Origin of the sequence: Planotetraspora silvatica (genome assembly GCF_016863315.1) — a bacterium.
Taxonomy (GTDB): Bacteria; Actinomycetota; Actinomycetes; order Streptosporangiales; family Streptosporangiaceae; genus Planotetraspora; species Planotetraspora silvatica.
Map to the genome: position 1 here is coordinate 110854 of NZ_BOOQ01000031.1, position 12600 is coordinate 123453.

12 protein-coding genes are annotated in these 12600 nt (G+C 70.5%); 5 read left to right on the forward strand and 7 right to left on the reverse strand.

The annotated features are described in order from the left end of the window. Nucleotides 1–144: 144 nt before the first annotated feature. Nucleotides 145–1074, forward strand: coding sequence for a lysozyme family protein (locus Psi02_RS23940; protein WP_203977844.1), 930 nt, complete (start codon nucleotides 145–147; stop codon nucleotides 1072–1074). 102 nt (nucleotides 1075–1176) lie between these two features. Here the strand turns inward: Psi02_RS23940 and Psi02_RS23945 are convergent, their stop codons facing one another. Then, complete coding sequence (locus Psi02_RS23945) at nucleotides 1177–2007, reverse strand: SGNH/GDSL hydrolase family protein (protein ID WP_203977846.1); 831 nt, start codon at nucleotides 2005–2007, stop codon at nucleotides 1177–1179. Nucleotides 2008–2173: 166 nt separating this feature from the next. On the opposite strand from Psi02_RS23945, the gene Psi02_RS23950 reads away from it, so the two are divergent. Further along, the gene (locus Psi02_RS23950) at nucleotides 2174–3397 is read left to right on the forward strand and encodes an isochorismate synthase (protein ID WP_203977848.1); all 1224 of its coding nucleotides are present in this window, start codon (nucleotides 2174–2176) and stop codon (nucleotides 3395–3397) included. A gap of 82 nt (nucleotides 3398–3479) precedes the next feature. Here the strand turns inward: Psi02_RS23950 and Psi02_RS23955 are convergent, their stop codons facing one another. Next, nucleotides 3480–4100, reverse strand: coding sequence for an IMPACT family protein (locus Psi02_RS23955; protein WP_203977850.1), 621 nt, complete (start codon nucleotides 4098–4100; stop codon nucleotides 3480–3482). Between the two features lie 25 nt (nucleotides 4101–4125). Further along, a complete protein-coding gene (locus tag Psi02_RS23960; RefSeq protein ID WP_203977852.1) occupies nucleotides 4126–4608 on the reverse strand; it encodes a cupin domain-containing protein in 483 nt (160 codons plus the stop codon). Nucleotides 4609–4879: 271 nt separating this feature from the next. On the opposite strand from Psi02_RS23960, the gene Psi02_RS23965 reads away from it, so the two are divergent. Further along, a complete protein-coding gene (locus Psi02_RS23965) occupies nucleotides 4880–5617 on the forward strand; it encodes a GntR family transcriptional regulator (RefSeq protein ID WP_203977853.1) in 738 nt (245 codons plus the stop codon). Nucleotides 5618–5630: 13 nt separating this feature from the next. Here Psi02_RS23965 and Psi02_RS23970 read toward each other — a convergent pair whose 3' ends face one another. The 3 genes from Psi02_RS23970 to menB form a co-directional block, all read right to left on the reverse strand. Beyond that, complete coding sequence (locus Psi02_RS23970) at nucleotides 5631–6281, reverse strand: DedA family protein (protein WP_203977856.1); 651 nt, start codon at nucleotides 6279–6281, stop codon at nucleotides 5631–5633. A gap of 102 nt (nucleotides 6282–6383) precedes the next feature. Further along, the gene (gene menD, locus Psi02_RS23975) at nucleotides 6384–8033 is read right to left on the reverse strand and encodes a 2-succinyl-5-enolpyruvyl-6-hydroxy-3-cyclohexene-1-carboxylic-acid synthase (RefSeq protein WP_203977858.1); all 1650 of its coding nucleotides are present in this window, start codon (nucleotides 8031–8033) and stop codon (nucleotides 6384–6386) included. A gap of 68 nt (nucleotides 8034–8101) precedes the next feature. Next, nucleotides 8102–8932, reverse strand: a complete 831-nt coding sequence (menB, locus tag Psi02_RS23980) for a 1,4-dihydroxy-2-naphthoyl-CoA synthase (RefSeq protein ID WP_203977860.1) — start codon at nucleotides 8930–8932, stop codon at nucleotides 8102–8104. 129 nt (nucleotides 8933–9061) lie between these two features. On the opposite strand from menB, the gene Psi02_RS23985 reads away from it, so the two are divergent. Together Psi02_RS23985 and Psi02_RS23990 are read left to right on the forward strand one after the other, a co-directional pair. After that, nucleotides 9062–10168, forward strand: a complete 1107-nt coding sequence (locus tag Psi02_RS23985) for an AMP-binding protein (RefSeq protein ID WP_203977973.1) — start codon at nucleotides 9062–9064, stop codon at nucleotides 10166–10168. 149 nt (nucleotides 10169–10317) lie between these two features. After that, nucleotides 10318–11655: an RNA polymerase sigma factor gene (locus Psi02_RS23990; protein ID WP_203977862.1), complete on the forward strand. Its 1338-nt coding sequence runs from the start codon at nucleotides 10318–10320 to the stop codon at nucleotides 11653–11655. A 115-nt stretch (nucleotides 11656–11770) separates the two neighbouring features. Here Psi02_RS23990 and Psi02_RS23995 read toward each other — a convergent pair whose 3' ends face one another. After that, nucleotides 11771–12538: a VOC family protein gene (locus Psi02_RS23995; protein ID WP_203977864.1), complete on the reverse strand. Its 768-nt coding sequence runs from the start codon at nucleotides 12536–12538 to the stop codon at nucleotides 11771–11773. Nucleotides 12539–12600: the final 62 nt, after the last annotated feature.

Below are 12600 nucleotides of genomic sequence, written 5' to 3' on the forward strand. Positions count from 1 at the left end.
CGCGGAGAAATGCAGCTCCTACGGTCGGTCGCAATGACGACATTGGACATCTCCGATAAGTGAAGATCACAAAGTTCTGTCGTTAACTGGACGCCCGTCCAGTATAACGATGTGCGGGTCAGCCCCTCCACGTAAGGGACATTCATGGCCATCCGCACCTCCGCCCGCCGAAAACTCCTGTCGACCGTCATCGCGACCGCCGCGCTCGTCCTCTCGAGCCTCGTGGCGACGACCACCATGGCCGCACCCGCTCTCGCCGCCGCGCCCTGCGCCGGCGGCGGTATGGCGATTCCCGTCGAAGGCACTGATCCCACGGCACCGGAGAACCCGGAAGATCAGGGCCAGCAGATGACGCTTGAGCAGATGCAGGCCTACGTGGCCTACAACGAAGGCCCCTACGGGCTCGCCGGCAACGCCCACGTTTACCCTGACAGCGCCACCCCGCCGAACCCGACCGTGGGCATCGGATTCAATCTCAACCGGGCCGGCGCCCGTGAGACGATCACCGCTGTCGGAGCCGACTACGACGCGGTGCGGGCAGGCACCCAGAACCTGACACAATTCCAGATCACCACATTGTTCGTTAACGACTGGAACGCCGCGGTCAAGACCCTCCGCACCGCGATACCGAACTTCGACCAGTTGTCGTCGGCCAGGCAGGTGGTGCTGATCGACATGGCGTTCGCAATGGGCGGCGCGAAATTCCTGACGTTCAAGAAGATGATCGCGGCCGTGAACAGCGGTGAGTGGAACGCGGCGGGCTACGAGATCGTCCACTCCGACTGGGCGTCACAGGTCGGGCAGCGAGCCCAGAAGAACCAGCGGCTCATGACCGCCGGAGCGGTGTGCCGGCCGACCGACATGCCGAAGAAGACCACGGCCACGCCCCGAGGTGGCAACTCCGGTGGCACGGTCTACCCGGGCGGCATCTACAGCGAGCCCCTGCCGGGCGGCGGCGGGATCCGAACCTTCTGGGTGGTGACTGTCTGCACGATCACCGATGTCTATCAGGTCAGGGACGGCGTGCCGGTCTACATCGGTTCGAACATGGTGTGCTCCAGCACGGCGACCTGATGTCCGTGGGCCCTACAGCGCTCATCTTCTGACCTTCTGACCGAACGTCGAAGGGCCGGCAGCGGTGGGTCGATCCCACCGCTGCCGCGGTGTCTCCGGGACTCAGGGTTGCGTCGCCGAGGGGACGAACCCGGCGTCGAAGGTGATCGCGGCGAGGGCCTTCTGTCCCTCGGCGTTGGGGTGGAAGTAGTCCCAGCCGCTCAGGTGCCTCAGCGTGAAGGGGAAGGAGAAGACCGCGCCGCCGTCGTACCGGCAGGCCGTGCCGTACAGGGCGCACGCCTGGCTGAGCTGTTCGTTGTAGGCGATCACCCGCTCGCGGACCCGGTCCCGGCGCGCCTCGTCGGTCTTGCTGAGGGACGCCGCGTTCGCCAGCATCGACGGGCAGATCCGGCCGAGGGCCCAGAACGCACGGGCCCAGGCGTTGTCCTTGCCCACCCGCCACAGACGCTTCAGGTCGGGAACGCTGGCGACGAAGACGCGGGCGCCCGTGGTCCGCAGGACCGCGAGCGCGGCGTCGATCCGCTGGCGGTAGGTGGCGACCGGCGTCATGGCCGCCTCCGAATCTCTGCAGGCGTCCTGCGCTCCGATCAGGATCGTCACGTACTCGGCGCCCCTGGCCACCGCCTGGCGGGCCTGCGCCAGGAGGTCGGCACTCGTCGCGCCGGGTACGGCGAAGTTCAGGTTGTGCCCGTTGATCGCCGGCCCCTGCGCCAGCAGTCGCAGGTAGTGACTGTCGACGCCCGGATTGTCACCCGCCGCCCACGAGCGTGACGTACACGACACATACCAGCCACAAGCATTGAATCCAGAACTAATAGAGTCCCCCAGCGCGGCCATTACCCTGGGCATCGCCTGCGGCAGCGTCTGCGCGTGGGCCGTGCCGGCTCCGACGAGGACCGACGCGACGACGACCGATGTGATCTTCTTGATCATGAGCACCTCCGGGAGACCAAAGTTAGGGATCACCCCGGGGATCGCTCTATGACCACAAGGAGAGCCGAGCCTTCCATGACCAAGTCCCTATCGGTGCTTGACACGGCCGTCCCGGCGTTCGGGGGTCGGTGTCGAACGTGTTCAGTTCCTGCGTAAAGTGAGGCAAATGAGTGTCGCGCTGATCCGCCCCCTCACGGTTCGCACGATCGCCGTGAGCGATCCGGACAATCTGCTCTCGCGCCTTCCCGGCGCGGGGCCGTACGCCTGGGTGAGGCATGGCGAGGGTCTCGTGGGCTGGGGAGAGGCCGCCCGCGCCACGGTCCCGCCGGGCCCCGGCCGCTTCCAGTGGGCGCGTGAGTGGTTGTCGTCGGTCTTCGACGACGCGTGGATCGACGACGAGGTCGGGATGCCGGGATCCGGCCCCGTGGCGTTCGGGTCGTTCACCTTCGACGCCAACGCCGAGGGCTCCACCCTGGTGGTCCCCCAGGTGATCCTCGCCCGCTCCGGTGGCCGCGCCTGGCTCACCACGGTCGGCGACGCCGGGTCCGACGCCGTCGCCCCGTTAGTCACCGCCCGGGGGATCACGTACGGCGACGGCTCGCTGACCGCCCCCGAGTGGCAGGAAAGGGTCGCGAGAGCCGTACGGAAGATCAAGGGCGGCACGCTGGACAAGGTGGTGCTGGCCCGCGACCTCCTGGCCACGGCGGACCGGGAGATCGACATCCGGGTGCTGCTGTCCCGGCTGGCCTCGCGGTATCCGGAGTGCTACACCTTCTCCGTCGACGGGCTCGTCGGCGCCACCCCTGAGCTCCTCGTCCGCCACAAGGGCCAGTCGATCGAGTCGCTGGTCCTCGCGGGCACCATCGCGCGCGGGTCGGGCCCCGCCGACGACGCCGCCCGCGGCGAGGCGTTGCTCGCCTCGGAGAAGGACCGCTATGAGCACGTCTGCGCGGTCGTGTCCGTCAGGGAGGCGCTGGCACCCCTCTGCGCCGCCCTCGACGTGCCGGACAAGCCGGAGCTGCTCGTGCTGCCCAACGTGCAGCACCTCGCCAGCCGGGTGACCGGCCGCCTGTCCGACGGCGCCTCGGTGCTCGACGTGGTGGCGGCCATGCACCCCACCGCCGCCGTCGGAGGCACGCCCACGGCGAAGGCGCTGAGCGTCATCCGCGAGCTGGAGGGCATGGACCGCGGCCGATACGCGGGACCGGTGGGATGGATCGACTCGCGCGGCGACGGTGAGTGGGGCATCGCCCTGCGCTGTGCCGAGGTCTCCGGCGACCGCGCCCGCCTGTTCGCCGGCTGCGGCATCATGGGCGGGTCCGATCCCGTCGCGGAGCTCGCCGAGGCGCAGGCGAAGTTCCGCGCCATGCAGTACGCCCTGGAGGGCTGAGGCCCGCCGCCGAACCGCGGGTCCGGAGCCGGGCCCGGACCCGCCGGAACCGGCAGGCCCTGATCCGCCGGCCCGCGTTCGCTCAGCCGGCCAGGTAGACCAGGCCCCCGAGCGTCACCACGGCACGTCCGGCGGTGACGGTCGCCAGCCACTCCTCGAAGGCCGGAACCCTCTCCTGCGCGACGGCGACCTCGAAGGTGACGCCCGGCCCGTAGGCCACGCCCCGCAACGCGTACGGCGAGGCCCGCAGGTCGTTGTCCAGGCGCCCCGCGTGGGCGTGGTCGATCGTCACCGTGGCGACCGTCGCCGGGACCATCGCGACGCTCTCCGCGCGGTCGAGCGTCTCCCCCACGGCACCGCCATACGCCCGGGCGAGACCGCCCGCGCCCAGCAGCACCCCACCGAAATGCCGGGTGACCACGGCGACGACGTCGGCGAAGCCCCGGCGGCCGAGCATCTCCAGCATGGGCGTGCCCGCCGTACCTCCCGGCTCACCGTCGTCGTCCGCCTTCCGGACCCGGTCGCCGATGATGTACGCCGTGCAGTTGTGCGTGGCGTCGGCATGCCGGCGCCTGATCCCGGCGATGAACTCGCGGGCCGCCTCCTCGGTTCCCGCCGGAGCGAGGGCGCAGATGAAGCGCGAACGGCGGACCTCGATCTCGTGCTCGGTGATGTTCTTGATCGTCAGGTACGGCGCGGCCACCGCGTCAGGCTACACACCCGCCGGCTCAGCCGACGCGCCCGTCATGCCCCCGGGCCACCGGGCCCTCCCATCGCAGGTCCGGCAGGTTGACCACGATGGCCTCCTGGGTGCTACGCGCGATGACGACGACCGCCTCGTTGCCGGGGTCGGGGTTCTCCTCGCGATGCGGCACGAACGGCGGGACGAAGATGAAGTCGCCCGGCCGGGTGTCGATCCGGGTCTCACGTTCTTCCTCCCCCTCCACGTCGAGGAAGACGAATGACGGAGTCCCGCTGACGATGTAGATGGCGGTCTCGGAATCACCGTGGTGGTGGTTGGCCGAGATCGTCGCCGGTGCGACGCGGGCCTGTCCCATCCACAGCCGCTCGGAGTGCACGCTGGCGCCGCTGATGGCGGCCTGGCGGTACATTCCCGACGTCTGCGCCGTCTCCGATGTGAGCGCGGCGGGTGCGATGCGGTGCAGCCGCCGGTGGAACGGGTCCTCCGGCAGCACCAGGCCTTCCGCCATCAGGCTTCTCCTTCTCCGTGTCCAGTGATCCGAGTGTCCGGTGTTCCGCAATCATGACCCCCGGCGCGCCTTCGTGCGTGCGGCTGGCCCGTCGCCGATCGGTTTCTCGGGATGTGCGGCCGCGCGGACCCCGCCCGGCGCCTTTACATAGTAGATTCATTAGCGGCGACATCCGCGCAGTTGACAACCAGGTATCGGAGGACTTTCTTGCCCGTGTTCTTTGTCCGGACATTCTGCGCTCGGTAAGATCGATCCGGCTGAGGAGGAGAACATGAGCGAGCTCCAGATCGACCTCGACCGGTCGAGCCCGGTGCCCCTCTACTTCCAGGTCGCCGAACAGATCTCCGAGGCCATCAGGCGCGGCGACCTCCCGCCCGGTTCCCGGCTCGACAACGAGATCCTGCTCGCCGACCGCCTGGGCCTGTCCCGGCCGACGGTCCGCCAGGCGATCCAGTACCTCGTCGACAAGGGGCTGCTCGTCCGCAAACGGGGAGTCGGCACGCAGGTCGTGCACGGCCAGGTGAAGCGCTCGGTCGAGCTGACGAGCCTCTACGACGACCTCCGGCGGGCCGGCCAGGAGCCCGCGACCAGCGTGCTCGCCATCGACACCGTCGCCTCCGACGAGAGCATCGCCCAGGTGCTCGGTCTCACCACCGGGGCGGAGGTGCTCAGGATCGAACGGCTCCGCTACGCCTCAGGTGAGCCGCTCGCAATCCTCCACAACTGGCTGCCGCCGGGGCCCGCCACCCTCACCGCGGCGGCGCTGGAGGAGCGCGGCCTCTACGAGGTGCTCCGGGCCGCGGGGGTCCGGCTGAGGGTCGCCAACCAGCGGATCGGCGCGAAGGTCGCGAGCCCGGCGGAGGCCCGGCTGCTCGGCGAGCGCCGGGGCGCGCCGCTGATCACGATGGTCCGCACGACGTACGACGACCAGGGAAAGGCCGTCGAGCACGGATCGCACGTCTACCGTGCGTCGCACTACTCCCTCGAGGTGACGCTGATCGAGCGGTAGCCCCCGTGCGAGGTCAGGCGCCGACGGCCTCGGTCGCGGCGGCCTGCTCCTCCTCGGCGGCGACCGACTTGGCCGCCTTGCGCTTCAGCCACATCGTGGTCGCGATGCCGAAGACCACCGCGACGCCCAGGCCGGCCCAGGAGAAGTTCTTCATCCACTTGTCGGCCACCACGCCCAGGTAGTAGACGCCCGCCGTGGTGCCGCCCGCCCACAGGACGCCGCCCAGGATGTTCGCGACGGCGAAGCGCCAGTACGGCATGCGCAGCGCCCCGGCGAGAGGTCCGGCGAGGATGCGCAGCAAGGCGACGAACCGGCCGAAGAACACCGCCCACATGCCCCACCGGTGGAAGACCTGCTCCGCCTTGGCGATGTGAGCCGGCCCGAAATGCTTGGGGAAGCGCCTGCCGAGCCGATCGAACAGCGGCTGCCCGCCCTTGCGCCCGATGACGTAGCCGATCGAGTCGCCCACGATCGCCCCCGCGCTGGCGCAGATCCCGACGACGAGGGGATGGACCACGCCCTGGGCCGCCAGCAACGCGGCGCTCACCAGCACGATCTCTCCCGGAAGGGGGATCCCGAGACTCTCGAGACCGACCACCAGGCCCACGAGAACGTAGACCCAGACAGAGGGAATGGTCTGCAACCACTCGTCGACGACGTGCATGTCACTCCACTTCTGTCCGGCGAACCAGGTACATCATGCCGCCGCGCCCGGGGCGGCGCATCCCTCTCGGGGACCAACGGGGATCGGCCACGAGGACGAGGCCTAGGCGCGCATCGCCTCCCGCACGGCGTCGCGCATCGCGACGTGGACGGCCGCGTTCTCCGCGCGGTCCGTGCGCACCTCGACCATCCGGAGACCATCCCCCTTGATCGCCCTCGGCAGGTCGTCGATGTCCTCCACGAGCGTGTGCGGCACCCCGCTCGCCGCCGCGACGTAGCCGAGGTCCACCCCGTGCGGCGTGCCGAAGACCCGCTCGAACGGCCCCTCGAGAGCGGCCTGCGGCAGCAACGAGAAGATCCCTCCGCCGTCGTTGTTCACGACGACCAGGCACAGGTCGGGCCGCGGCTCACGCGGGCCGAGCACCAGCCCGTTCTGGTCGTGCAGCAACGTCAGGTCGCCGATCAGCGCGTACGTGGGGCCGTTGTGGGCGAGCGCGGCGCCCATGGCCGTGGAGACGAGGCCGTCGATCCCCGACGCCCCCCGGTTGGCCATCAGGCGCAGCCCGCGGCGGGGCCGCATGGTCTGGTCGAGTTCCCTGATCGGCGTCGAGGACCCGCAGAAGAACAGCGAACCGTTGGGGAGCAGTCCGGCGAGGTCACGGGCGAGGCGCGGCTCCGTCAGCCCCGCTGAGCCGAGGACGCCGTCGATCGCCTCCCTGGCCACATGGTCGGCCTGCCGCCAGGAACGCAGCCACGAGTCGTCGCCCGCCGCGATGGGGATCTCCACGGCCTGGGCCACCTGCGTGGCCGACCTGGTGGGATCGGGCCAGCGGGTGAGGTCGGTGGCGACGACGATGTGCTCGTCGGCCCGCCGCAGCCACGACATCAGGGGCCGGGACAGGCCCGGACGGCCGAGGGTCACCACCACGTCGGGCCGGTGGGCCCGCGCGAACTCCGGGTCGGACAGGAGGAAGTGATAGGCCGAGATGGCGTGGTCGCCGTACCGGCCGCCGCCGTTGGGCTCCGACAGGACCGGCCAGCCGGCCATCCCCGCCGCCGCGACGTAGCGCCGGACACCGGGTGCGCCGTCGCCCACGACGAGGACGCCCCTGCGGGTGGGCGGGATGTGCAGGGCGGACGAGGGCGGCGCGACCCTGGCCCTGATCCACGCGCCTCCGGCGTCGCCGTCGAGCGACTCGCACCACGTCGTGTCGCCGTCCGGGATCAGCGGCTCCCTGAACGCCACGTTCAGGTGGACCGGTCCCGGGTCGGACGGGCCGAGCGCCCGCTGGTAGGCCCGGCCGGCGAGCGACCGCCAGTAGGCCACCTGGCCCGGCCGATCCTCCGGCACGCCGATCTCGGCGTACCACCGTACGGCCGAGCCGTACAGCTTGACCTGGTCGATGGTCTGGTTGGCGCCGGTGCCTCGCAACTCGGCCGGCCGGTCGGCGGTCAGCACGAGCAGCGGCACACCCGACTCCGAGGCCTCGATGACGGCCGGGTGGAAGTTCGCCGCCGCCGTGCCCGACGTGCAGATCACCGCCACCGGCCGCTCGGACCGCTTCGCCAGCCCGAGCGCGAGGAAGGAGGCCGACCTCTCGTCGATGCGCACGTGCAGCCTGAGACGGGACTCGGCGTGCATGGCCAGCGCGAGCGGCGCGGAGCGCGATCCCGGCGCGAGGACGACGTCGGTCACGCCGCAGCGGACGAGTTCGTCGGCCAGCACGGTGGCGAGCGCGGTCGCGGGGTTCACGGCCGCGGCTCCACGATCCGCCTGACGGCGCGGCGTCCCTCCGGGGACGGGTCGGCGATCATTCCCATCTACGGGCGGCGCGGGAACTTCGAGAAGTCAGGGGTGCGCTTCTCCTTGAAGGCGTCACGGCCCTCCTGGGCCTCCTCGCTCATGTAGTACAGGAGCGTGGCGTCACCGGCGAACTGCTGCATGCCGGCGGCGCCGTCGGTCACGGCGTTGAGCGCGCCCTTGAGCATCCGCAGGGCGAGCGGGGACTTGTCCAGCAACTCGCGCGCCCACTGGACGGTCTCCTCCTCGAGCCGCTCGAGGGGCACGACGGCGTTGACGAGGCCCCACTGCAGGGCGGTCTCCGCGTCGTACTGGCGGCAGAGGTACCAGATCTCGCGGGCCCGCTTGAGCCCGACCGTCTCGGCGAGCAGCCAGGAGCCGTAACCGCCGTCGAACGAGCCCACCTTGGGGCCCGTCTGGCCGAACTTGGCGTTGTCGGCGGCGATCGTCAGGTCGCAGCAGACGTGCAGCACGTGGCCGCCGCCGATCGCGTAACCCGCGACCATCGCGATGACCGGCTTGGGGCAGCGGCGGATCTGGACCTGGAGGTCGAGCACGTTCAGGCGCCCGATGCCGTGGGTCTTGTCGTCGACGTAGCCGTCGTCACCGCGGATCTTCTGATCGCCGCCCGAGCAGAACGCCTTGTCGCCCGCGCCGGTGAAGATGATCACACCGACCTCGGGGTCCTCCTGGGCCACGTTGAACGCGTCCCGGAGTTCGAAGAGCGTCGTCGGGCGGAACGCGTTGTGCCGCTCGGGCCGGTTGATCGTGATCTTCGCGATTCCCTCCACCGTCTCGTAGACGATGTCCTCGTAATCGCCGGACCGCTTCCAGTCGAGCCCGATGGTCACGCTCGCTCCTCAGTCGTCTCGTATCCGCGGTCGTCACGTATCGGCCCCCGCACCGGACGCGCCCGTACCCGGACTAACCTTACGACCGTGCCGACCCGATTTGGACAGCGACCGGTCCATGCCCTGCTCATGCCGCCGGGACCCGCCCTGTTCGACGCCGTACGGCACGCCCTGTCGGGGGACGGCCCCGCCGTGTTGCCGCTCTCTCCCGACCTGCCGCGACCCGCATTGGAGGCGGCCCTCGCCGCCCTGCGGCCCACCCACGTCGTCACCCCCGACGGCGTACGACGAGAACCGGACGGCGTGCCGACCGACGCGACTGTGATCATCGCCACATCGGGGTCCACCGGGCCGCCGAAGGGCGTCGAACTGACGGCCGCCGCGCTCACGGCGTCGGCGCGGGCGTCCCTCGCCCGTGTGGGCGCGCGTGAGGGGGAACGCTGGTTGTGCTGCCTGCCACCGGCGCACATCTCCGGGATGCAGGTGCTGGTCAGGTCGCTCCTGAGCGGGAGCGAGCCGATCATCCACGAGGGCTTCTCCCCCGGCGACGTCGCCGCGAGCGGCGCGGACCACGTGTCCCTCGTGCCCACCCAGTTGCGGCGGCTGCTCGACACGGGCGCGGACGTCTCCGCCTTCCGCACGATCCTCCTCGGAGGCGCGGCCGCTCCCCCCGGCCTGATCGACGAGGCGACCCTGGCCGGCGCGCGGATCGTCACGACGTACGGCATGAGCGAGACCAGCGGCGGAAGCGTGTACGACGGCGTCCCCCTTGACAATGTAGATCTCGAAATCGGCGCCGACGGCCGGGTCCGGATCGCCGGGCCCGTCGTCTTCTCCGGTTACCGCCTGCGCGAGGACCGCCCCTTCGACGGGAGGTGGTTCGTCACGTCCGACCTCGGGGTGATCACCGACGGCCGGCTCTCCGTGCTGGGCCGGGCCGACGACGTGATCAACACCGGCGGCCAGAAGGTCGTCGCGGGGGTCGTGGCGAAGGTCCTCGCCGGCCATCCGGGCGTGCGGGACGTCGCCGTCGTCGGCAGGCCCGACCCCGAATGGGGCGAGATCGTCGTGGCGGTCGTCGTCGGCGAGGTGACCCTCGGCGATCTCCGTTCCTTCGCGAAGGAACGGCTGCCCGCCTACGCGGCCCCCCGCGTGGTGGAGGTGGTTCAGGCGATCCCGGTCCTGGCCAACGGGAAACCCGATCTCACCGCCCTCAGGCATCCGTCCCGGCGATAGCCCGGCGGCGGGCCTGGCCCCTCCGGGAACGGCCCTCCGGGAACAAACTGAGGCCGCTGGCGTTATTGCTACTGGTGCGCGTGCCGTACCGCCACCACCCACCCGACCACCGCACGTATGAGAACTCCGGTAAAGGAGGAGGTGCCTTCATGCCCCGCACTGCCGTGGCGACCGCGCCCGACAGCGAGGTGCCCCCGACCACCCTCGGCCGCCTTCTGGACCAAGGGCGAGCACAGGGTCACCTTTCCCTGTCGGAACTTCGCGAGGCGTTTGCCCGGTTCGGGGTCAGCCCCACCGAGGGCCGCTCGATCCTCAGCGAGCTCACCGAGGCGGGCGTGAAGCTGGCCTCGGAGGATGACACCGCCGTACCCGCCCAGAACGCGGGGAAGAAGACTCCGGCGAGGAAGACCCGCAGGGCCGCCGCGACCGCCGCGTCCCGGCGCTCCGCGGCGAAGACGACCGCCAAGCCCGGCGACGACACGTCCGGCGAGAACGCCGAAGACGAGGACTGGTCGCCCGAGGACGCCGAGCACACCGGGACGATGGACCTCGACGACAACTCGTCCGTCATGGGCGACTCGGTGCACACCTACCTCAAGTCGATCGGGCGCCGCACGCTGCTGACCGCCGCGCAGGAGGTCGAGCTCGCCAAGCGCATCGAAGCCGGCCTGTACGCGGAGTACAAGCTGGAGACGGCCCTGGAGAGCGGCGAGAAGCTCGCCCCGGGCGTCCGCGAGGACCTCCAGTGGGTCATCGACGACGGCAAGCGCGCCAAGGACCACATGCTGGAGGCCAACCTCCGCCTGGTCGTGTCGGTCGCCAAGAAGTACACCGACCGCGGCATGTCCCTCCTCGACGTCGTCCAGGAGGGGAACCTCGGCCTGATCCGGGCCGTGGAGAAGTTCGACTACACCAAGGGCTACAAGTTCTCGACCTACGCCATGTGGTGGATCAGACAGGCGATCCAGCGCGGCTTCGCCGACTCCGCCCGCACGATCCGCCTGCCCGTCCACGTGCTGGAGATGTTGTCCAAGCTGTCACGCGTCGAGCGTGACATGCACCAGCGTCTCGGCCGTGAGCCCACGCCGGAGGAGCTGGCGGTGGAGCTCGACAAGACGCCCGACCAGATCGAGGAGCTGCTCCGTACGAGCAGGCAGCCGATCAGCCTCGACTCCACGATCGGCGAGGACGGCGAGACGAGGATCGGCGACCTGATCGAGGACGTCGACTCTCCCGAGGCGTCCGAGGTCGTGGACCGCCAGCTGCTGGCGGAGCAGCTCAAGGGCGTGCTGGGCAACCTGAGCCCGCGCGAGGCGAAGATCATGAGTCTTCGTTTCGGGCTGACCGACGGCAAGCCGCACACCCTGGACGAGATCGGCAGGCACCTGGGCCTCACCCGGGAGCGGATCCGCCAGCTGGAGAAGGAGTCGCTCTCCAAGCTCCGCCACCCGAGTAACGCCCGCCCGCTGCTCGACTGGGCCAGCTGACCCGAGGGGCTCGCGCCCGACCGGCGCGAGCCCGAACGGCGTTCCAGCGGCGTCCGGGTTCCCGTCCGCACCTGTTCGCGTGCGTCGGTGTTCCTGCGTGTCCGTGTCCGTGCCGTCAGCCGGCCAGCGTGATGATCGAGAACACGGCGCCACCGGGGTCGTCGACGACGGCGACCCGTCCCGTCTCGATGTCGAACGGCGGGACGGAGACGACGCCGCCCAACTCGGCGACCTTCGCGCAGGACGCGTCGCAGTCGCCGACCGCGAAGTACACCATCCAGTGGGCGGGGATCTCCTCCGGCCACATCTCGTTCATCGCGACCATGCCGGCGACGGTCCGGCCGCCGGTGTCGAAGTCCGTGTAGGTGTTGGCGCCTCCAGGATGCGACCGCTTGCGGCCCCGCCATCCGAACAGGCGGCCGTAGAACGCGACGGCCTCGGCCGTGTCGCGCACGGCGAGTTCACTCCAGCACAGCGCCCCGGGCACGCCGGTGACCGCGGCACCGGCGAACCCCGCCGCCTGCCACACCGCCAGAGTGGCGCCCGCAGGATCGGCGAGGTAGGCGCTCCTGCCGTGGTCGAAGATCTCCAGCGGTCCCGCGGCGAGGCGGCCTCCGGCCTCGACGGCCAGCTTCGCCGCGAGGTCCGCGTCCCGCACCGCGACGTAGGTCGTCCACCAGCGCAGCCCGTCGTCGGTGGCCGGGCCGATGCCGGCCACCGGAGCTCCATGCAGGTGGGCCACCGCGTAGTCCTCCCGCTCGGGCATGGCGGCGAAGTCCCATCCGAACAGTGCGGAATAGAAGTCCTTCGCCGCGCCCACATCGGAGGCGCCGAGATCCGCCCAGCAAGGAGTTCCCGGCGCGAACGCGATGTTCTCCGACATGGCCGGCCCCTCCACACGTGCGGCGTCAGCGCCCACGGTACTCAGGTCGCCCGCCCCTGAGA

What these genes read in the sequence shown, in the direction of transcription:
- Psi02_RS23990 (WP_203977862.1), top strand. Translation starts at nt 10,318, where the DNA reads ATGCCCCGCACTGCCGTGGCGACCGCGCCCGACAGCGAGGTGCCCCCG.
- Psi02_RS23995 (WP_203977864.1), bottom strand. Translation starts at nt 12,538, where the DNA reads ATGTCGGAGAACATCGCGTTCGCGCCGGGAACTCCTTGCTGGGCGGAT.
- Psi02_RS23965 (WP_203977853.1), top strand. Translation starts at nt 4,880, where the DNA reads ATGAGCGAGCTCCAGATCGACCTCGACCGGTCGAGCCCGGTGCCCCTC.
- Psi02_RS23940 (WP_203977844.1), top strand. Translation starts at nt 145, where the DNA reads ATGGCCATCCGCACCTCCGCCCGCCGAAAACTCCTGTCGACCGTCATC.
- Psi02_RS23985 (WP_203977973.1), top strand. Translation starts at nt 9,062, where the DNA reads ATGCCGCCGGGACCCGCCCTGTTCGACGCCGTACGGCACGCCCTGTCG.
- Psi02_RS23970 (WP_203977856.1), bottom strand. Translation starts at nt 6,281, where the DNA reads ATGCACGTCGTCGACGAGTGGTTGCAGACCATTCCCTCTGTCTGGGTC.
- Psi02_RS23960 (WP_203977852.1), bottom strand. Translation starts at nt 4,608, where the DNA reads ATGGCGGAAGGCCTGGTGCTGCCGGAGGACCCGTTCCACCGGCGGCTG.
- Psi02_RS23945 (WP_203977846.1), bottom strand. Translation starts at nt 2,007, where the DNA reads ATGATCAAGAAGATCACATCGGTCGTCGTCGCGTCGGTCCTCGTCGGA.
- Psi02_RS23950 (WP_203977848.1), top strand. Translation starts at nt 2,174, where the DNA reads ATGAGTGTCGCGCTGATCCGCCCCCTCACGGTTCGCACGATCGCCGTG.